This is a genomic window from Agrococcus carbonis, from assembly GCF_900104705.1.
GTDB lineage: Bacteria > Actinomycetota > Actinomycetes > Actinomycetales > Microbacteriaceae > Agrococcus > Agrococcus carbonis.
In genome coordinates this window covers 1,302,137-1,321,388 of sequence record NZ_LT629734.1, presented here as the reverse complement: position 1 = coordinate 1,321,388, position 19,252 = coordinate 1,302,137, and the positions used below count along the sequence as shown (strand labels likewise).

17 protein-coding genes are annotated in these 19,252 nt (G+C 70.9%); 15 read left to right on the top strand and 2 right to left on the bottom strand.

Features of this window, described 5'->3' with window-relative positions:
- Nucleotides 1–135: 135 nt before the first annotated feature.
- Both BLT67_RS13385 and fgd read right to left on the bottom strand, forming a co-directional pair.
- The gene (locus BLT67_RS13385) at nt 136–951 is read right to left on the bottom strand and encodes a restriction endonuclease (protein ID WP_157674234.1); all 816 of its coding nucleotides are present in this window, start codon (nt 949–951) and stop codon (nt 136–138) included.
- A gap of 618 nt (nt 952–1,569) precedes the next feature.
- Entirely contained in the window at nt 1,570–2,562 is a 993-nt protein-coding gene (gene fgd / locus BLT67_RS06380; RefSeq protein ID WP_092666242.1) for a glucose-6-phosphate dehydrogenase (coenzyme-F420), read from the bottom strand.
- A 186-nt stretch (nt 2,563–2,748) separates the two neighbouring features.
- On the opposite strand from fgd, the gene BLT67_RS06375 reads away from it, so the two are divergent.
- From BLT67_RS06375 to BLT67_RS06305, 15 genes are all read left to right on the top strand, one after another.
- Nucleotides 2,749–3,621, top strand: coding sequence for an ABC transporter permease (locus BLT67_RS06375; RefSeq protein ID WP_157674232.1), 873 nt, complete (start codon nt 2,749–2,751; stop codon nt 3,619–3,621).
- Nucleotides 3,618–4,439 (top strand): ABC transporter ATP-binding protein, encoded by an 822-nt coding sequence (locus BLT67_RS06370; RefSeq protein WP_092666240.1) that lies wholly within the window; start codon nt 3,618–3,620, stop codon nt 4,437–4,439. The genes BLT67_RS06375 and BLT67_RS06370 overlap by 4 nt, the downstream gene beginning before the upstream one ends.
- Nucleotides 4,436–5,260 (top strand): ABC transporter permease, encoded by an 825-nt coding sequence (locus tag BLT67_RS06365; protein WP_092666239.1) that lies wholly within the window; start codon nt 4,436–4,438, stop codon nt 5,258–5,260. The genes BLT67_RS06370 and BLT67_RS06365 overlap by 4 nt, the downstream gene beginning before the upstream one ends.
- 14 nt (nt 5,261–5,274) lie before the next feature.
- Nucleotides 5,275–6,420, top strand: coding sequence for an ABC transporter substrate-binding protein (locus BLT67_RS06360; protein WP_092666238.1), 1,146 nt, complete (start codon nt 5,275–5,277; stop codon nt 6,418–6,420).
- Nucleotides 6,421–6,422: 2 nt separating this feature from the next.
- Nucleotides 6,423–7,280: a nitrilase-related carbon-nitrogen hydrolase gene (locus tag BLT67_RS06355; RefSeq protein ID WP_092666237.1), complete on the top strand. Its 858-nt coding sequence runs from the start codon at nt 6,423–6,425 to the stop codon at nt 7,278–7,280.
- A gap of 164 nt (nt 7,281–7,444) precedes the next feature.
- On the top strand, nt 7,445–9,037 hold the full coding sequence (locus tag BLT67_RS06350) for an NCS1 family nucleobase:cation symporter-1 (RefSeq protein ID WP_157674230.1): 1,593 nt from the start codon (nt 7,445–7,447) through the stop codon (nt 9,035–9,037).
- On the top strand, nt 9,034–10,179 hold the full coding sequence (locus BLT67_RS06345) for a zinc-binding dehydrogenase (RefSeq protein ID WP_092666235.1): 1,146 nt from the start codon (nt 9,034–9,036) through the stop codon (nt 10,177–10,179). Before BLT67_RS06350 ends, BLT67_RS06345 begins: the two co-directional genes overlap by 4 nt.
- A gap of 2 nt (nt 10,180–10,181) precedes the next feature.
- The gene (locus tag BLT67_RS06340) at nt 10,182–11,681 is read left to right on the top strand and encodes an aldehyde dehydrogenase family protein (RefSeq protein ID WP_157674228.1); all 1,500 of its coding nucleotides are present in this window, start codon (nt 10,182–10,184) and stop codon (nt 11,679–11,681) included.
- A complete protein-coding gene (gene hydA, locus BLT67_RS06335) occupies nt 11,678–13,120 on the top strand; it encodes a dihydropyrimidinase (protein WP_092666233.1) in 1,443 nt (480 codons plus the stop codon). Before BLT67_RS06340 ends, hydA begins: the two co-directional genes overlap by 4 nt.
- The gene (locus tag BLT67_RS06330; protein ID WP_092666232.1) at nt 13,117–14,181 is read left to right on the top strand and encodes an LLM class flavin-dependent oxidoreductase; all 1,065 of its coding nucleotides are present in this window, start codon (nt 13,117–13,119) and stop codon (nt 14,179–14,181) included. The genes hydA and BLT67_RS06330 overlap by 4 nt, the downstream gene beginning before the upstream one ends.
- Before the next feature lie 10 nt (nt 14,182–14,191).
- Nucleotides 14,192–14,944 (top strand): IclR family transcriptional regulator, encoded by a 753-nt coding sequence (locus tag BLT67_RS06325; protein ID WP_157674226.1) that lies wholly within the window; start codon nt 14,192–14,194, stop codon nt 14,942–14,944.
- Between the two features lie 197 nt (nt 14,945–15,141).
- Nucleotides 15,142–15,735: an amino acid synthesis family protein gene (locus BLT67_RS06320; protein ID WP_231945610.1), complete on the top strand. Its 594-nt coding sequence runs from the start codon at nt 15,142–15,144 to the stop codon at nt 15,733–15,735.
- Complete coding sequence (locus tag BLT67_RS06315) at nt 15,732–17,114, top strand: aminotransferase class III-fold pyridoxal phosphate-dependent enzyme (protein ID WP_092666230.1); 1,383 nt, start codon at nt 15,732–15,734, stop codon at nt 17,112–17,114. The genes BLT67_RS06320 and BLT67_RS06315 overlap by 4 nt, the downstream gene beginning before the upstream one ends.
- The gene (locus BLT67_RS06310) at nt 17,111–17,920 is read left to right on the top strand and encodes a carbon-nitrogen hydrolase family protein (RefSeq protein WP_092666229.1); all 810 of its coding nucleotides are present in this window, start codon (nt 17,111–17,113) and stop codon (nt 17,918–17,920) included. Before BLT67_RS06315 ends, BLT67_RS06310 begins: the two co-directional genes overlap by 4 nt.
- A gap of 111 nt (nt 17,921–18,031) precedes the next feature.
- The gene (locus BLT67_RS06305; protein ID WP_092666228.1) at nt 18,032–19,237 is read left to right on the top strand and encodes a pyridoxal phosphate-dependent aminotransferase; all 1,206 of its coding nucleotides are present in this window, start codon (nt 18,032–18,034) and stop codon (nt 19,235–19,237) included.
- Nucleotides 19,238–19,252: the final 15 nt, after the last annotated feature.

Below are 19,252 nucleotides of genomic sequence, written 5' to 3'. Positions count from 1 at the left end.
GGTTCGCGCCAATCGAGTCAATGGCACTTCGTGGATACCATCGCGCGGCGTCGCTACCGTGTCGGCATGCATCAGGCGTCGCGCCACGGCGCACGCGCCGCCTTATCCCCTTGCGCGGGCGCATGCGCGGCGCAATCAGTCCAATCCCGACCGAAGCACCTCGTCCGCCTCATCCGTGATGGGCGTGATTTCAGCAGTCGCGACGTCGTAGTGCACCACGTGAACGGGTGCAACACGAGCAAACTCCAGGCCCGCTTTCGTGACTTTCCCGCTCGTCCACAGCATCGCGGATCTTCTCTGCGCGACCGCAACGGCGAAGATTTCTCTCACCTCTTCGACAGGAACATACCCGGCATAGTGTTTAACGGAGATGGCGAACCGATCCGTAAGAACATCAACGCCGCCATCGCCGGTCCCAGGCGTAACGCGCGCGTTGCGGGCGCCGAGCCAATGCGCCGCGTCGCGCACCCAGTGCTCGGCTCCCGTCGCGGTTACCCCATACTTTTGTGGCTGAGGAGGCGGGGCGTCACCCCGTCCTTCGTATCTGGTCCTGGTGCGCGAGCGCTCCGCCACCACGCCGGCGAGCGAGTCGTAATGGCCATGAAGCGCGGTTCGGCTAAGTTCCGCGAGCCGAGCCCTAGCCTGCGACGAAGCTGCTCGATCGCGCTCGCTTAAAGCCGGGCGGAATAGTCGAAAGAACGCCCTGACTTCAAATGCAAAGGAACTTCTGATTGCCCGAGAGGCCTCACTTGCCAACTGCTCCGCGGATACTTCCACATATTGATGCGCACGCTCGTCGAATCGTACGAGTGGTTCGCGCGCGACGCCGGGCTGTACGAGGGCGGTGAGTGCGTCCACGGCCGGTGCTGATTCGCGCGAGCGGATCCCAAAATTGCCTGCGTCGCTCGCGGGCGCGAGCGGTGCCGAGAGCCGCCCGACCTCTACCGCCATGTGGGTCAGCAACGCGAGGCTGTTCCCTGATAAGGACCCGGTCTCACGAATCTCTTGTCGCGCCGTCTGCGCTGCGGAGTCTGCGAGTGACCACCTGCGGCTCGGCGCCGCTAGCGCGCTCTCCCTCCAGTGGGACGAGAAGTGCTCGAAGACGCCAGTAGACCTCGCGAGTCGGCGTCCCTCCATCATGCCGGCCGCGAGGTCAGCGAGAAGATCCTCCGGTCTCGGCATCACTGTCAAGTGAACTGCAGTCGGCAAGTAGGAGGTGAAGAGATCTGCCAGCTCCAACAATTCGCGACGGGCACCCCACCGCGCGGAAGGTCGCTCCCGCAGCAGTTTCAGCGCCAACTCGTAGTCCGCCGGCACCAGGTCTTGAATCGTCGCGTCCCGCGCGAGTTCGCGTCCGGCCGCCCGAGCCGCCGAAGAAGCCAGCCGCAACTGTTGATCCCCACTCACGATTTCATCTTCTCGCGATCGCGTAGCCGACGGTGACCGGCGCAAGAACAGCCGCGGCTCGACGGGCGCTGCAGCTGATGTCATAACCGGGCATTGGCGGGCTCGGTTCCTGCAGGCCCGGCCTATTGCCGCGACGCACATAGCGCGCTGGCGCGCTGGCTGTCAGTCTCGCGGAAGCAGCGGCATCACATCCTCGGCGAACTGCGTCAGGAAGCGGCGCTGGTCGTGTCCGGGGCCGTGGAAGACGAGGTGGCGGAAGCCGAGGTCGATGTAGTGCTTGATGGCGGCGGCGGTCTCCTCCGCATCCGATGAGACGATCCAGCGCTTCGCGACCTGCTCGATCGGCAGGGCGTCGGCGAGGCGCTGCATCTCGGCGGGGTCGTGGATGTTCTGCTTCTGGTCGGGCGTGAGCGAGAGCGCTGCCCAGAAGCGCGTGTTCTCGAGCGCGAGCTCGGGGTCGCGGTCGTAGGAGACCTTGATCTCGATCATGCGGTCGACGTCGGCGTCGTCGCGGCCGCCGGCGGCGATGCCCTCCTCGAGGTTGGGCACGATCGTCTCGGTGTAGTACGCATCCCCCTTGCCCGAGGTGCAGATGTGGCCCTCGCCCACGCGGCCCGCGTACTTCGTGGTGGCCGGGCCGCCGCCGGCGATGTAGACGGGGATGCGCTCGGCCGGCCGGTCATAGATGGTCGCGCCGTGCAGCGAGTAGTAGTCGCCCTCGAAGTCGACCCGCTCGCCGTCCCACAGCGCCCGCATGAGGCGCACCGCCTCGCGCAGCCGCGCGAAGCGCTCGGGCAGCTCGGGGTAGTGCACGCCGATCGCCTGCTCGTTGAGCGCCTCGCCGGTGCCGACGCCGAGGATGAAGCGGCCCGGGTGCACCTGGCCGAGCGTGCCGAATGCCTGCGCGATCACGGCCGGGTGGTAGCGGAGGGTCGGGGTGAGCACGCTCGTGCCGAGCACGATGCGCTTCGTGCGCTCGGCGGCCATGCCGAGCCACGTCAGCGCGTTCGGGGCGTGGCCGCCCTCGTGGCGCCAGGGCTGCAGGTGGTCGGAGATGAAGGCCGAGTCGAAGCCGTGGCGCTCCGCCTCGACGACGAGCTCGAGCAGCTCTGCGGGCGCGAACTGCTCGGCGCTCGCCTTGTATCCGTAACGCATCCGTGGCCTCCTCGACCGGGCGGTGATCTCTGTTCCGTAACGACGGAGAAATGTCGTCGACATCTCCGCCTGCGAGGCTTAGCATGTCATCTACCGAACCTAGGGTCCAGTGAGTGAACCGGAGGTCTTATGTCGACGACGACGTTGGCCGGGAGGCGGACTGCCGCCGACCCAGCGCCGAGCGCGGTGCCGCCACCGCGCCGCAAGCAGCGCTCGAGCGCCTGGCAGTACGCCGTCATCACGATCGGCCTCGTGGTCGCGGCCGCTGCGCTCTGGGAGGGCTACAAGCTGCTCGGCGCCGCGACCGGGGGCATGATCCCGTTCACCGATGTGCCGCTGCCGATCGCCTCGAACGACATGGCGATGCCGCACCTGTGGACGATATTCGGCGCGCTCGGCGCGCCGGCGTCGACCGCGACCGACCAGACGCTGCTCGCCTACCTGCTCGTCGAGACGAGCGTGACGCTGCGGGAGGCCGCCTACGGCCTCGTGCTCGGCAGCGCCCTCGGCGTGCTGCTCGCGATCGGGCTGCGCGAGCTGCCGATCGTCTCGCGCGGGGTGATGCCGTGGCTCGTCGTCTCGCAGACGATCCCGCTCGTGGCGCTCGCGCCGATCATCGTCATCTGGGTCGGCGGGCTGGGCCTGCCGAGCTGGATCGCGGTCACGATCATCTCGGCCTACCTGTCGTTCTTCCCCGTCACCGTCAACACGCTGCGCGGCCTGAACTCGGCCGACCCGATCCACATCGAGCTCATGCGCTCCCTCAACGCCTCGCGCTTCCAGACCCTCGTCTGGGTGCGCATCCCCTCGGCCATCCCGTCGCTGTTCAGCGGCCTGCGGCTCGCGGCGATCGCGAGCGTGATCGGCGCGATCGTGGGCGAGCTCTCGGCCGGCACGGGGCTCGGCATCGGCCGCGCCATCCTCTCGGCCGCCTACTTCTACTCGACCGGCCCGGAGAAGCTCTTCGCCGCCGTGCTCATCGCGTCGCTCGCGGGCGTCGTCTTCGTCCAGATCATCGCCATCGCCGAATCGCTCGTGCTTCGCAGGAGGACCCAATGACCATCACCGACCGGGCCGACGCGCCCACCCAGGCCCCCGCCATCTCGCTGCGCGGCGTCAGCAAGACCTTCGACACCGCGAGCGGCCCCGTGCACGCGCTGCAGGACATCGACCTCGACATCCAGCCCGGCTCGTTCGTCTCGCTCATCGGCCCCTCCGGCTGCGGCAAGAGCACGCTGCTGCGCGTGATCGGCGACCTCATCGACCCGAGCGAGGGCGTCGTCGAGGTGCACGGCAAGAGCGCCTCGGCCGCCCGCAAGGCGCGCGACTACGGGATGGTCTTCCAGCAGGCGGGCCTCATGGACTGGCGCACGGTGCGGCGCAACATCGAGCTGCCGCTGCAGGTGCAGAACGTCGGCCGCGAGGAGCGCCGCGCGAAGGCCCGCGAGATGCTGCAGCTCGTCAAGCTCGAGCAGTTCGAGCACCACCGCCCGCGCCAGCTCTCCGGCGGCATGCAGCAGCGCGTCGCGATCGCCCGCGCGCTCTCGTTCCAGCCGCGCGTGCTGCTGATGGACGAGCCGCTCGGCGCCCTCGACGAGATGACGCGCGAGCACATGCAGCGGCACCTGCTCGGCATCTACCAGGAGACCGGCACGACCGTCGTCTTCGTCACGCACTCGGTCTCGGAGGCCGCGTTCCTCTCGACCGACGTGATCGTGATGTCGCCGCGGCCCGGCCGCATCGCCGAGCGCCTGCACATCGACCTGCCGCGCTACCGCAACGACGAGACGCGCGTGAGCGAGCAGTACTTCGCCGAGGAGGCGAAGGTGCGCGAGGCGCTGCACAGCGTGCTCGACGAGTCGCGGAGCGCCGCGTGACCGCCACGACCGCGATCGCGCTGCCCAAGCGCGCCGGCGTCCGGCCGAGCGGGAAGGCGCTGCTGTCGCAGGCGCTGCCGCCCATCGTCGTCGGCGTGCTCGCGCTCGTGCTGTGGGAGGGGCTCGTGCGGGCCCTGAACGTGCAGGCGTACCTGCTGCCGGCGCCCTCGGCGATCGGCGAGGCGATCGGGGCGAACCTCGCGACCATCCTCTCGGCGGCGCAGGTGACGACCGCCGCCGTGCTCGGCGGCATGGCGCTCGGCTCGGTCACCGGCGTGGTCGCCGCCTTCGTCGTGAGCCTCTTCGAGCGCGCGGCCAACACGATCCTCGTGCTCGTCGCCATCCTCAGCTGCGCGCCGGTCGTGGCGCTCGCGCCGATCTTCAACCAGTGGTTCGGCGCTTCCAACCTGATGTCGAAGATCGCGGTCGCGGCGATCATGGTGTTCTTCCCCGTCATGGTCAACACCACGCGCGGCCTGCTGCGCGTCGACCCGCTGCACCGCGAGCTCATGCAGTCGCTCTCGGCCTCGTCGCTGCAGCTGATGCTCTTCGTGCGGATCCCCGGCGCCCTGCCGTCGCTCTTCGACGGGCTGAAGATCGGCGCGACGCTCTCGGTGATCGGCATCATCGTCGCCGAGTACTTCGGCGGTACCGCCAACGCGCTCGGCGTGCTCATCGCCAACACCGCAGCCCTCTCGCGGTTCGAGCAGACCTGGGCGGCCGTCGCCGCCGCGAGCCTGCTCGGCCTCGCCGTCTACGCGTTCGTGCTGCTGCTCGAGCGCGTCGCCATGCCCTGGCATCACGCCATGAATCGAACCTGAGGAGGTTCACCCCGATGAAGAACCAGCACAAGCGCGCCGCCCGCAGCCTCTCGCTGCTCGCGGCAGCGGCCCTCGCGCTCACCGCGTGCTCGGGCATGGGCGCCGAGGCGCAGCCCGCGGCCGAGCCGACCGCCAACGGCGACTGCGCGAGCGTCGACAGCGTCACCGTCGTGCTCCAGTGGGTCGCGCAGGCCCAGTTCGCCGGCTACTACGCCGCCGACGCGAACGGCCACTACGCCGACCAGTGCCTCGACGTCACGATCCAGGAGGGCGGCACCAACGTCGTGCCGCAGCAGGTCGTGGCCTCGGGCAACGCCGAGTTCGCCGTCAGCCACGTGGTCAAGAGCATGCTCACGCGCGAGCAGGGCGCCGACATCGTCAACATCGGCCAGGTCTTCGAGCGCGGCGGCTACCTCCAGGTCGCGTGGGCGGATTCGGGGATCGAGTCGCTCGAGGATCTCGCGGGCACGCGCATGGGCTCGTGGGGCGGCGGCAACGAGCTCGTGCTCTACGGCGCGCTCCGCGACCGCGGCATCGAGCCGACGACCGACATCGAGATCCTGCAGCAGCCGTTCGACATGTCGATGCTGCTGAACCGCGAGGTCGACTCGGTGCAGGCCAAGGGCTACAACGAGCTCGCGCAGCTGCTCGAGACCGTCAACCCCGACACGGGCGAGCTCTACCAGCGCGAGGACTTCTCGATCATCGACCTCCAGGCCGAGGGCTACTCGGTGCTCGAGGACAGCCTCTACGCGCGCGACTCGTGGCTCGCGGAAGAGGGCAACGAGGACATCGCGACCCGCTTCCTCGCCGCGACCTACATGGGCTGGGCCGACTGCCGCGACGACGCAGACGCGTGCGTGCAGACGGTGCTGCAGCAGGGCAGCGCCCTCGGCACGAGCCACCAGCAGTGGATGATGAACGAGATCAACGCGCTCATCTGGCCCTCGACGAACGGCATCGGCCGCCTCGACGAGGCAAGCTGGCAGCAGTCGATGCAGTTCGCGATCGACGGCGAGATGCTCGAGGCCGAGCCCGAGGGCGGCTACCGTACCGACCTGACCGAAGCGGCGCTCGCGATCGTCGAGGAGGCCGGCTACGACATCATGGGCGCAGACTGGCAGCGCGCCGAGGTCGAGCTGGTCGAGGGAGGCCGCTAGCCATGCGCACCACGACATCCGCCATCCGCGTCGCGTGCGCGCAGACCGATCCGGTGCTCGGCGACATCGCGGCGAGCACCGCGGCCTCCGTCGACGCGATCCGAACCGCCGCTGACGCGGGGGCGGATGTCGTGGTGCTGCCCGAATGCGCGTCGAGCGGCTGGGCCTTCGCCGACGAGGCGGAGGCCCGGCCCGCGGCGCAGGGCCTCGACGGCGAGACGATCCGCGCCTGGCACGCCGAGGCGCGCGAGCGGGACCTGTGGGTGTGCGGCGGCTTCGCCGAGCTCGGCGACGACGGCCGCATCTACAACTCCTCCGCGCTCGTCTCGCCCGACGGCGTCGAATCGGTCTACCGCAAGGTGCACCTCTGGAACACCGAGCACGACGCCTTCACCCCGGGCGATCGCGGCTTCCCCGTGGTCGAGACCCCCTTCGGCCGCGTCGGCATGCTCATCTGCTACGACGCCTGGATCCCCGAGAGCTTCCGCTCGCTCGGCCTGCAGGGCGCCGACCTCGTGCTCGCGCCGAGCGACTGGGTGCCGAACCCCCGCCAGCCCGAGCACCTGCCGCCCTCGGCCCACATCGTCACGATGGCGGGGGCGCAGGCCAACCAGTGCTACGTCGCCTCGGCGAGCCGCGTCGGCACCGAGCGCGGCACCACGTTCATCGGCGCGAGCATCATCGTCGACCCGTTCGGCTGGCCGCTGACGCGCCCCGGCACCGACGGCGTCGATCTCATCTGGGCCGACATCGACCCGCTCGGCACGCGCGAGTCGCGCCTCGCCGACCCCTTCAACCGGCCCCTCGGCGACCGGCGGGCGGATGCGTACGCCACCGGCATGGAGGATGCACGACGATGAGGAGCGGGTGGTGCGATCCCGCCGCCCGTCACCTTGCATCCTAAGTGAACCGATGGTTCACTAGATGAACTGAGGTGCGCGAGCCACCGCTCGGAGCCTCCCCCAAAGCGATGGCGCTGCGGCCGCATGCCCGGCGCCGGAACCGACCGAGGAAGGTCTCGACCATGAGCAACGCCGTCGACGTGCAGCGCAGCACCGACGCCGCCGCCGATCCCGGGCTCGCCGCTGAGCTCGAGATCGAGCAGAGCGCGTACAGCAACGAGGATCTGAAGCCCGTGCCCAAGGCAAAGCGCACCTGGCACACCTACAACTACGCGGCGCTCTGGATGAGCATCGCCCACGGCATCCCCACCTACTACCTCGCCTCGGGGCTGATCGACCTCGGGATGAACTGGATGCAGGCGGTCGGCACGATCGCCCTCGGCAACCTCATCGTCACGATCCCGCTGCTGCTCAACAGCCACGCGGGGACGAAGTACGGCATCCCGTTCCCGGTCTTCGCCCGCGCCGCCTTCGGCCTCCGCGGCGCCAACGTGCCGGCGCTCATCCGCGCGATCTCGGCCTGCGGCTGGTTCGGCATCCAGACCTGGGTCGGCGGCCAGGCGATCTACACGCTCATGTCGGTCATGCTCGGCGAGGGCTGGCGCGACGCACCCGCCGTCGGCGGCCACGCGTGGACGCTGTGGCTCTCGTTCGGCATCTTCTGGCTCATCCAGATGGCGCTCGTGCTGCGCGGCATCGAGTCGATCCGCCGACTCGAGAACTGGGCGGCGCCGCTCATCCTCGTCGTCGCCGGCTTCCTCATGGCGTGGGTCGTGGGGCTCGCGGGCGGCCTCGGCCCGATCGCGAGCGAGCCGTCGTCGCTCGGCTGGGGGCCGGAGTTCTGGGCCATCTTCCCCGGCGCGCTCATGGGCATGATCGCCTTCTACGCGACGATGTCGGTCAACATCTCGGACTTCACGCGCTTCGCGAAGTCGCAGAAGGCGCAGATGGTCGGGCAGGCCTCCGCGCTCACCCCGACGGTCGCGCTCTTCACGACGATGGGCGCGCTCACGACCTCGGCGACCGTCGCCGTGTGGGGCGAGGCGATCTGGGACCCGGTCGAGCTCGTCGGCCTCATCCCCAACACGATCGCGGTGCTCTTCGCGATGCTCTGCATCATCGTCGCGACCGTCGCCGTCAACGTCGCCGCCAACACCGTCGGGCCTGCGTACGACTTCTCGAACGCCTTCCCGCGCCTCGTCTCGTTCAAGGTCGGCGGCCTCATCACCGGCGTCATCGCCATCCTCATGCAGCCGTGGAACCTGCTCGCGAGCTCCGACCTCTACATCTTCGTGTGGCTCGGCATCACCGGCACCTTCCTCGGCTCGGTCGCCGGCATCCTCGTCGCCGAGTACTGGCTCATCCGCCGCCGCACGCTCGTGGTCGCCGAGCTCTACTCGCCCGCCGGGCGGTATTGGTACCGCCACGGCCTCAACTGGCGCGCGCTCGCCGCGATGGGCGTCGCGCTGGTGCTCTCGATCGGCGGCGCCCACTCCGCCGGCGGGGTGCCGTTCCCCGAGGAGGGCCTCATCCCGGCGCTGCGCGGGCTCTACGACTACAACTGGCTCGTCGCGTTCGGCACCGGCCTGCTCGTGCACTGGGCGCTCGCGCGCTTCGCACCCGCCGACTCCCACCGCCGCGACGCCGCCGACCGCGCCAACGCCGCGCAGGCCGCCGCATCCGCCCCCGAGACGCCGCAGGAGGCGAACGCATGAAGACCGAAGCAGCCGTCGTGCTCGAGGCCGGCCAGGACTGGACGGTGCGCGAGATCGAGCTCGCGCCGCCGCAGGCCGGCGAGGTGCTCGTCGAGTTCACCCACGCGGGCCTGTGCTTCTCGGACGAGCACACCCGCGAGGGCGGGCTGGGCGCCATCCCGGTGGTCGGCGGCCACGAGGGCGCCGGCATCGTGCGCGAGGTCGGCGCGGGCGTCACGGGCCTCGAGCCCGGCGATCACGTCGCCGCGGTCTTCGTCTCGACCTGCGGCGCGTGCGACTGGTGCGTCACCGGCCGCTCGAACCTGTGCGAGCAGGCGGCCAACAACCCCGACAACGTCGCCGAGAGCGACCACCGGTTCTCGATCGACGGCGAGGCCGTGCCCGCCAACTGCGGCCTCGGCACGTTCGCGAGGTTCTCGGTCGTGCGCGCCCACACGCTCGTCAAGGTGAGCAAGGACGTGCCGCTCTCGGCGGTCGCGGTCGCGAGCTGCGGCGTGCTCACGGGCTTCGGCGCGGCCGTGCACGCCGGAAAGGTCGGCGTCGGCGACGTCGTGCTCGTGCTCGGCGCGGGCGGCGTGGGCGTCAACGCCGTGCAGGGCGCGCGCATCGCCGGCGCCCGCGACGTCGTCGTCGTCGACAGCAACCCGGCGAAGCTCGAGGCCGCGCGCGTCTTCGGCGCGACCTCGACCTTCGAGTCGATGGCGGATGCGGTGGCCCACCTGGCGGAGGTCCATCCCGTCGCGAAGGGCGCCGACGTCGTGATCGTCGCGACCGGCAACACGACCGAGGGCGTCGTGACCGCCGCCTACTCGGCGCTCGGCAAGGGCGGCACGCTCGTGCTCGCGGGCATGTCGCAGGACGTGATGGCGAAGAACATCCACCTGCCCGGCACGCAGCTGATCTTCAACGACCAGACCATCCGCGGCACGATCTTCGGCTCGTCGAACCCGCGCCACGACATCCCGCTCATCCTCGACCTCTACGCGCGCGGGCTGCTGAAGCTCGACGAGCTCGTCTCGCAGCAGTACGCGCTCGCCGACATCAACCGCGGGTTCGAGGATCTGCGCACCGGCAAGAACCTGCGCGGCGTCGTCGCGCACGAGGGTGCCGCCGACGGGCGCGCCGACGGAAGCGAGGCATGACCATGGAGACCACGAAGCTCTACATCGACGGCGCCTGGCGCGAGCCGAGCACCGACGCGCGCGGCACGACCGTCGACGCGAACACCGGCCAGCCGATCGGCAGCTACCCGGTCGGCGGCCCGGCCGACATCGACCGGGCCGTGACCGCCGCCAGGCGCGCCCTCGACGACCAGGCGGGGTGGGGCGGCTCGACGCCGGCCGAGCGCATCGCGATCATGCGGCGCTTCGCCGACGCGATCGAGCGCCGCCGCGACGCGATCGGCGCGCTGATCGCCGCCGAGGTCGGCACCCCGCTCGAGCGCGCGACGTTCTCGAACGCCGACGCCGCCACGGGGCTGCTGCGCTTCTACGCCGATGTGCTCGAGCGCACAGAGATCGAGGATCTGCGCCCCGCCGGCCGCGGGCACTCGCTCGTGCGCCGCGAGCCGATCGGCGTGGTCGCGATGATCGCGCCCTGGAACTTCCCGCTCTCGACGCTCTTCTTCAAGATCGGCCCCGCGATCGCCGCGGGCTGCACCGCGGTCATCAAGCCCGCGTCGGTCACCGCGCTCGACTCGTTCCTGATCGCCGAGGCCGCCGACGAGGCGGGCGTGCCCGCCGGCGTGCTCAACTTCGTGCCCTGCGACCGCGCGACGGGCGATCACCTGGTCGCGCATCCGGGCATCGACAAGGTCGCCTTCACCGGCTCGACCGAGGTCGGCCGTCGCATCGGCCGCATCGCGGGCGAGCAGCTCAAGGAGGTCTCGCTCGAGCTCGGCGGCAAGTCGGCGGCGCTGCTGCTCGAGGACGCCCCGATCGAGACGTTCATCGCCGAGCTGCACGACCTGTCGTTCTCGAACAACGGCCAGGCCTGCACCAACAACTCGCGCATCATCGTGCCCGACGCGCTCTACGACGACGTGCTCGAGGCGATCCGCGCCGAGGTGGGCGGCTGGACCGTCGGCGACAGCCGCGACGCCTCCACCGTGATCGGCCCCGTCTCGAGCGCGGGCCACAAGGCGTCGATCGAGCGCTACTACGGCATCGCGGCCCGCGAGGGCGCCCGCACGATCATCGGCGGCGGCAGCGACTCGCGCGACGGCTTCTTCGTGCAGCCGACCGTGCACGGCGACGTCACGCCCGAGATGACGGTCTTCCGCGAGGAGCTCTTCGGGCCGGCGGTCTCGGTCACGCGCTACTCGGGCGACGTCGAGGAGGGCATCCGGCTCGTCAACGACTCCGAGTACGGGCTCTCGGGCGGCGTCTTCACCGCCGACGAGCAGGTCGGCATCGAGGTGGCCCGCCGACTGCAGACCGGCACGGTCGGCTGGAACATCGCCAACTTCGACTTCGGCGCACCGATGAACGGCCGCAAGGCCTCGGGCGTCGGGTTCGAGCTCGGCGCCGAGGCGCTCACGCGCTACTTCCACTACAAGACGATCTTCACGCCGGTCGTGCCGGCGCGGATCGGCGAGCGTGCGCCGCTGCCGGGTGCGCGCACCGGGGCCGCGGTGCCCGCATGACGCGCACCCTCTTCCGCGGCGGCACGGTCGTCACGTCGACCGAGCAGACCCGCGCCGACGTGCTCGTCGACGGCGAGCGCATCGTCGCCGTGGGCCTCGATCTCGAGCGGATGCTCGGCGCGACCGACGCGTACGTGGTCGACGTGACCGGATGCGCGCTGCTGCCCGGCGGCATCGACACGCACACCCACTTCGAGCACATGGTCGCCTCGGGCGCCACCCGCACGGCCGACGACTTCACCTCCGGGTCGATCGCGGCGCTGTGCGGCGGCACGACGACGGTCGTCGACTTCGTGCGCGCCCCGGCCGGCACGGGCATCCGCGACGCCTTCCTCGCGCGCCGCGACCGCGCATCCGCCTCGATCGCGACCGACTTCGGGCTGCACCCGATGGCGACCGCCGCGGCGAGCGACGCCGACGCGATCGCGCAGCTGCAGCGGCTCGCGACCGAGGAGGGCGCGACGAGCTGGAAGTTCTTCATGGCCTACCCCGGCTCGATGGTGGGCGACGACGTGCTGCTCGCCGGCTTCCGAGCCGCCGCCGAGGTGGGCGCGCTGCCGATGGTGCACGCCGAGAACGGCCACATGGTGGCGGATGCGATCGCCCGCCTCGTGGCCGAGGGTCGCGTCGACCCCACCCACCACGTGCACGGCCACCCGGGCGCCGCCGAGGCGGAGGCGATCGGCCGCGCCGCCGCGCTCGCGCAGCAGGCCGGCAGCGAGCTCTTCGTCGTGCACGTCTCGGCCGCCGAGGCCGTCGAGACGCTCGTGCGGCTGCGCGACGAGGGCGTGCGGGTGGGCGCCGAGACGTGCCCGCAGTACGTCGCCGCCGCGGCCGACGCGCCGGAGGTGACCGGCGCGCTCGCGGCCGGCTACGTGTGCTCGCCGCCCATCCGCGAGGCCGCGAACCAGGAGGCGATCTGGCGCGGCATCGAGCAGGGCGTGCTGCAGACGATCGGCACCGACCACGCGGCGTTCCGGCTGACGCAGACCGACGACCTGCCGCCGCAGAAGGTCGTGCACGACGACTTCACGCGCGTGCCGAACGGCGTGCCGGGCGTCGAGGAGCGGCTCATGGTCATGCACGAGCTCGGCGTGCGCGGCGGCCGCTTCCCGCTCACGCGCTTCGTCGACCTCGTCGCGACCGAGCCGGCCCGCCGCTTCGGCCTCGACCGCAAGGGCTCGCTCGCGCCCGGCAAGGACGCCGACATCGTCGTGTGGGATCCGGCCGCGACCCGCGTGCTGCGCGCGAGCGAGCTGCACAGCCGCAGCGACTACAGCGTCTACGAGGGCCTCGAGGTGCACGGCACCCCGCGCCAGGTGTGGCGCCGCGGCACCCTCGTCGCCGAGCACGGCGAACCGGTCGGCGACGTCGCCGCGCTCGCCGGCACCGGCACCTACCAGTCCCGATCCACCATCCATCCGACGGAGGCACCATGACCCTGCAGCTCGGCATCCACCTGGGTGAGCGCTTCACCCTCGACGAGACCATGGCCGCGGCCGACCTCGCCGAGCGCTACGGCTTCGACTCGCTGTGGGTCGCGGAGGGACGGCTCACGCGCGACGCGATCTCGATCATGGCGCTGCTCGCCGACCGCACCGAGACGGTGCGCATCGGCTCGGGCGTCGTCAACAACAAGTCGCGCAACGCCGCGCTCATGGCGGTGAGCTTCAAGACGCTCGACGAGATCGCGCCCGGCCGCATCATCTGCGGCATCGGCGCGTGGTGGGAGCCCCTCGCCTCGAAGGTCGGCACGCCGCTCAAGAAGCCCGTCACTGCGATGCGCGAGTACGTCGACGTGCTGCAGCGCTTCTTCCGCAACGAGGAGGTGACGGTCGACGGCGAGTTCGTGCAGATGGACGGCGTGCGCTTCGACCGCATGTACGCCGAGAACGTCGCCGTCGACATCCCGATCTACGCCGGCGCCGTGGGCCCCCGCATGCTCGAGCTCTCGGGCGAGATCATGGACGGCGTCTACCTCGACTTCCTGCTGCCGGTCTCGTACGTCGACTTCGCCAAGCGGCAGCTCGACAAGGGCATCGCGAAGCGCACCGACGGCGTCACCGGCGTCGACATCACGCAGGCCATCGCGTGCGCGGTCGACGACGAGGATCCGCGCCGCGCGATCGACGCGTGCAAGAACTTCCTCACGATGTACCTCATGCAGCAGCCCCACATCGCCGAGCACGCGGGCGTCGCGCCCGAGGTGGTCGAGCAGATCCAGCAGGTCGCGGGCTGGCCGGCGACGCCCGAGGACATCGAGCGGGCGATGCAGTTCGTCTCCGACGAGGCCGTGCACGCGGTGTGCGCGGCGGGCTCGACGGCGGATGTCGTGGCCAAGCTCGAGGAGTACCACGCGGCGGGCGTGCGGGTGACGGTGCTCAACCCGCTCGGGGCGAACAAGCTCGGCACGATCGAGGCCGTCGCGCGGGCGCTCGCGCCCTCGACGGGCGCCGCGTCGGCCGCCGCGTCGGCTGCCCCGCAGTCGGCTGCTGCATGATGGAGCGGTGATGAACGAGCGCAAAGATGCAGGACTCGTGCAGAAGACGGTGCACATCGTGCGCTCCGTCGCGACGCACCCGGACGGCGTCGGGCTCTCGGAGGTCGCGCGCGACACCGGGTTCTCGAAGGCCACGTGCTTCCGCATCCTGACGGCGCTCGAGGACGAGGGGTGGCTCGTCTCGGACCCGGTGACGCGCCACTTCAGCCTCTCGCTCGGCCTCTTCATGCTCGTCTCCTCGCAGCACACGGCCGCGCGCCGGTCGGCGCTCGTCGACGACGTGCTGCGGGGCGTCGCCGCCGAGGTCGAGGAGGCCGCGGGGCTCGACCGGCTCGACCAGCAGGCGGCGCTCGTGCTGCGCGAGTTCTCGGGCCCGCACCAGATCGGCCACACGCCGCGTGCGGTGCCGCGGCGGCTGAGCGCCGTGCGCACCTCGACCGGCCGCGTCATGCTCGCCTACGGCGACCGCGACAAGGCGCGCGAGCTCTTCGAGGAGGACGCCGCGAGCGGCCGCCCGCTCGCGATCAAGGACGCGGCGGCGTTCGACGCGATGCTCGACGAGGTGCTCGAGCGCGGCTACGCCGTGTCGAGCGACGAGCTCGAGCCGGGGCTCACCGCGATCGCGGTGCCGGTGCGCATCGACGACGAGGTGCCCTACTCGACGTGGGTCTCCGGCCCGACGTTCCGGATGCGCGAGCGCGAGCAGGCGCACGTCGTCGAGGCCCTGCGGGGCGCGGCCGAGCGCCTCGCCGTGCTGCTCTAGGGGCCGCCTTCCGCGACCCGAGCGCCCTGCCGCGCCCGGGCCGCACGCGCGCGCCCGCGCATCCGGACCATCGACCGCGCGAAGGCTCGACATTCCGGCACCGGGCGGCGTACGATGTCGTCTAGTGAACCGATGGTTTAATAGATGAACCACGGGGGAGGCGAAGGAGCCTCCGGCCAGGACCAGGAGGAGTGGACGTGAGCATCGTTGTGAGGAAGATCGTGCGGCACCGCGAGGAGACGCTGCGCGAGAACGGTCAGGACGTGCCGCGCACGCACGTCGTCGCCTGGGTCGCCGCCGTGATCGAGAACCCCTACGGCACCGACGGCTACGTCGAGGATCTCGTCTCGAAGGCCGACGCGATGGGCCAGGAGGTCGGCGCGCTGCTCGGCCCGGCCACCGTCGAGCTGCTCGGCGAGGAGGTCGAGGGCTTCGGCAAGGTCGCGCTCGTCGGCATCGGCGGCGAGGTCGAGCACGGCTCGGCGATCATCCACAACCTGAAGTTCGGCAACGAGTTCCGCAGCGCCGCCGGCGGCACCGAGCTGCTGCCCGGCGCCGAGAAGGTCGGCCTCATGGGTGCGACGATCGACGCGGCGGTCAAGCACAAGCTCGACGCGAAGACCCGCTCGCACCACCAGACCATCCCGCTCTCGATCCCCGACGCCCCGCGCCCCGACGAGATCGTCATCGCGTGCGTCGCGACGAGCGCCGGCCGCCCGCTCGCGCGGCTCGCGACCTTCGGCGCAGAGGTCGGCGGCGCCGACAAGGCCAACGAGGGGGTGGCACGGTGACCGCCGTGCTGCCCGAGGCGACCACCGATGTGTGGACGCCCGAGCGCATCCTCGAATCCGACCGGCGCTACGTGATCCGCAGCTGGTCGCAGCAGGGCAAGCCCGCGCAGGCGGTGGTGACGGATGCGTCGGGGTCGTGGTTCACCACCGGTGACGGTCGCCGCATCCTCGACTTCCAGTCGCAGCTCGTGAACATGAACCTCGGGCACCAGCACCCGAAGCTCGTCGAGGCGATCCAGCAGGCGGTCGCCGAGATGGCCTACATCGGCCCCGGCTTCGCCGCGCGCGCCCGCTCGGAGCTCGGCGAGATGATCGCCGAGATCGCGCCGGGCGACCTCGACTTCTCGTTCTTCACCACCGGCGGCGCCGAGGCGAACGAGAACGCCATCCGCCTCGCGCAGCACATCACCGGTCGGCAGAAGGTCATGGCGCGCTACCGCTCGTACCACGGCGCGACCCTCGGCGCTCTCGCCGCGACCGGCGACCCGCGCCACAACAACGGCGGCGCGAACGTGCCCGGCATCGTCCGCTTCCACGACCCGTACACCTACCGCACGCCGTCGGGCCTGCCGCCCGAGCAGGACCCCGCGTGCCTCGGCGCCCCGCACCTCGAGGAGATCCTGCAGTACGAGGACCCCTCGAGCGTCGCGGCGATCATCATCGAGTCGATCACCGGCACCAACGGCCTGCTCGTGCCGCCGGACGGCTACCTGCAGTCGCTGCGTGACGTCGCCGACAAGTACGGCATCATGCTCATCGCCGACGAGGTGATGGCCGGCTTCGGCCGCACCGGCGAGTGGTTCGCGATCGACCACTGGAACGTGGTGCCCGACATCATCACGAGCGCGAAGGGCCTCAACTCTGGCTACATCCCGCTCGGCGCGATGATCGTCGGCGACCGCTCGCGCGAGTGGCTCGAGAGCAACAAGTTCTGGGGCGGCCAGACCTACGCCGGCCACCCGCTCGCGTGCGCCTCGGGCGTCGCGTCGCTGCGCATCATGCAGGAGGAGGGCGTGCTCGAGAATGTGCGCGAGCGCGGCGCCCAGCTCGACCGCGCGCTGCGGGCGATGCAGGAGCGCTACCCGATCATCGGCGACGTGCGCGGCAAGGGACTCTTCTACGGCATCGAGCTCGTGCGCGACCGCGCGACCAAGGAGCCGCTCGTGCCGTTCAACCCGGCCGGCACGGCGGCGAAGCCCATGCAGCAGATCGTCGCGGACGGCTGGGCGAAGGGTATCTACCTCTCGGCGAACAACAACGTGCTGCGGCTGACGCCGCCGCTCGTGATCACCGAGGAGGAGCTCGACCTCGCGATCGCGATGCTCGATGAGATCATCGGCGCGGCGGACTCGCGCCTGCAGAGAGGGGAGACGGAGTGAGGGCAGCAGCCATCCAGCTCGGCGTCGGCCAGAGCGTCGACGAGACCATCAGGACCGCCCGGGAGCTCGTGGACGAGGCAGCGGCCGACGGCGCCGACTTCATCGTGCTGCCGGAGCTCTACGCGGTGCCGTTCGTGCAGCCCGAGCCCGACCCCGAGTACTTCGCGCTCGCGGAGTCGCTCGACGGGCCCTCGAACACGATGGCGCGCGAGGCATCCGAGCGCCACGGCATCACCGTCGTCTCCTCGGTCTTCGAGGCCGCATCCGTGCCCGGGGTCTACCACAACACCTCGTGCACCTACTCTGCAGGCGAGCTCGTGCAGACCTACCGCAAGTCGCACCTGCCGTTCTCGAACGGCTTCCCCGAGAAGTTCTACTTCCGGCCCGGCGAGGAGGCCCCGTCGGCCGTCGACACCGTCGCCGGCCGCGTCGGCACGATCATCTGCTACGAGCGGCACTTCCCCGAGCTCGCCCGCGCGGTCGCCCTCGACGGCGGCATCGCGCTCGCGCTGCCGGTCGCGTGCGCGAGCAAGCCGATGCGGGATGTCTTCCAGATCGAGCTGCGTGCGCTCGCCATCGCCAACGGCATGGGCGTCGTCTGCGCCAACCGGTCTGGACTCGAGGTGGAGAAGGACTACTTCGGCACCAGCGCCGTCTACGGGCCCAGCGGAGAGATCCTCGCGCAGGTCGACGACGGCCCCGGCATCGCGATCGCCGATCTCGATCCGGCCGCGATCGCGGCCACCCGACGTACCCGTCCGTTCCTGCGCGATCGCCGGCCGGACATGTACGCAGCGCTCGTCTGAGCGCGCATCGACGGGACCCGCACCGGGGGTGATGACCGGCGCGGGTCCCGCTCGACTCTCCGCGCGACCGTGCCTTCGCCCGGCGCCGCTCCCACGATCTCGAGTCAGAAGGTGTGCACCGTGAACCGCATCTCCGCCCGCATCGCCGCCATCAACGAATCCGCCACCCTCAAGGTCGACGCCAAGGCGAAGGCGCTGAAGGCCCAGGGGCGCGACGTCATCTCGTATGCCGCGGGCGAGCCGAACTTCGCGACGCCGCCGAACATCGTCGAGGCCGCGCGGCGGGCGCTCGCCGATCCGAAGAACTACCGGTACACGCCGGCGGCTGGCCTGCCCGAGCTGCGGGAGGCGATCGCGGCGAAGACGCTGCGCGACTCGGGGCTCGCGGTCGAGCCGTCGCAGGTGCTCGTGACGAACGGCGGCAAGCAGTCGGTCTACCAGGCGTTCCAGACGATCCTCGACCCGGGCGACGAGGTGCTCGTCCCCACCCCCTACTGGACGACCTACCCCGAGGCGATCGGGCTGACGGGCGCCCGCCAGGTCGACGTGTTCGCCGGCGCCGACCAGGGCTACCTCGTCACCGTCGAGCAGCTCGAGGCCGCCCGCACCGACCGCACCAAGGCGCTGCTGCTCGTCTCGCCCTCCAATCCCACGGGCGCGGTCTACCCCGTGGAGCGGCTGCGCGAGATCGGGCAGTGGGCGCTCGAGCACGGCCTCTTCGTCGTGAGCGACGAGATCTACCAGAACCTGACGTACGACGGGCAGCGCGCGGTCTCGATCGTGGAGGCGGTGCCCGAGCTCGCCGACCGGACGATCCTCGTCAACGGCGTCGCGAAGACCTACGCGATGACGGGGTGGCGCGTGGGCTGGATGGTCGGCCCGGCCGATGTGATCGCCGCGGCGCAGAACCTGCAGTCGCACCTGACGAGCAACGTCAACAACGTCGCGCAGCTGGGCGCGGTCGAGGCGCTGAACGGCCCGCAGGATGCGGTGGCCGAGATGCGCGCCGCGTTCGACCGGCGGCGCCAGACGATCGTGCGCGAGCTCTCCCGCATCCCGGGGTTCTCGGTGCCGGTGCCCACGGGCGCCTTCTACGTGTACGCGGATGTGTCGTGGCTGCTGGGCAGGGAATGGGGCGGTGTGACGCCCTCGTCGAGCCTCGAGCTCGCCGACCTCGTGCTCGAGCAGGCCGAGGTCGCCGCCGTCCCCGGCGAGGCCTTCGGCCCCTCCGGCTACCTCCGCTTCTCCTACGCCCTCGGCGACGACCCCCTCCTCGAGGGCGTGCAGCGCCTGCAGCGCCTCTTCGGCACCGCCTGACGAGTCCCCTCGCAG

Coding starts and splice junctions, on each gene's coding strand:
- BLT67_RS13385 (WP_157674234.1), bottom strand. CDS start 951: ATGGCGGTAGAGGTCGGGCGGCTCTCGGCACCGCTCGCGCCCGCGAGC.
- fgd (WP_092666242.1), bottom strand. CDS start 2,562: ATGCGTTACGGATACAAGGCGAGCGCCGAGCAGTTCGCGCCCGCAGAG.
- BLT67_RS06370 (WP_092666240.1), top strand. CDS start 3,618: ATGACCATCACCGACCGGGCCGACGCGCCCACCCAGGCCCCCGCCATC.
- BLT67_RS06360 (WP_092666238.1), top strand. CDS start 5,275: ATGAAGAACCAGCACAAGCGCGCCGCCCGCAGCCTCTCGCTGCTCGCG.
- BLT67_RS06355 (WP_092666237.1), top strand. CDS start 6,423: ATGCGCACCACGACATCCGCCATCCGCGTCGCGTGCGCGCAGACCGAT.
- BLT67_RS06350 (WP_157674230.1), top strand. CDS start 7,445: ATGAGCAACGCCGTCGACGTGCAGCGCAGCACCGACGCCGCCGCCGAT.
- BLT67_RS06345 (WP_092666235.1), top strand. CDS start 9,034: ATGAAGACCGAAGCAGCCGTCGTGCTCGAGGCCGGCCAGGACTGGACG.
- BLT67_RS06340 (WP_157674228.1), top strand. CDS start 10,182: ATGGAGACCACGAAGCTCTACATCGACGGCGCCTGGCGCGAGCCGAGC.
- hydA (WP_092666233.1), top strand. CDS start 11,678: ATGACGCGCACCCTCTTCCGCGGCGGCACGGTCGTCACGTCGACCGAG.
- BLT67_RS06330 (WP_092666232.1), top strand. CDS start 13,117: ATGACCCTGCAGCTCGGCATCCACCTGGGTGAGCGCTTCACCCTCGAC.
- BLT67_RS06325 (WP_157674226.1), top strand. CDS start 14,192: ATGAACGAGCGCAAAGATGCAGGACTCGTGCAGAAGACGGTGCACATC.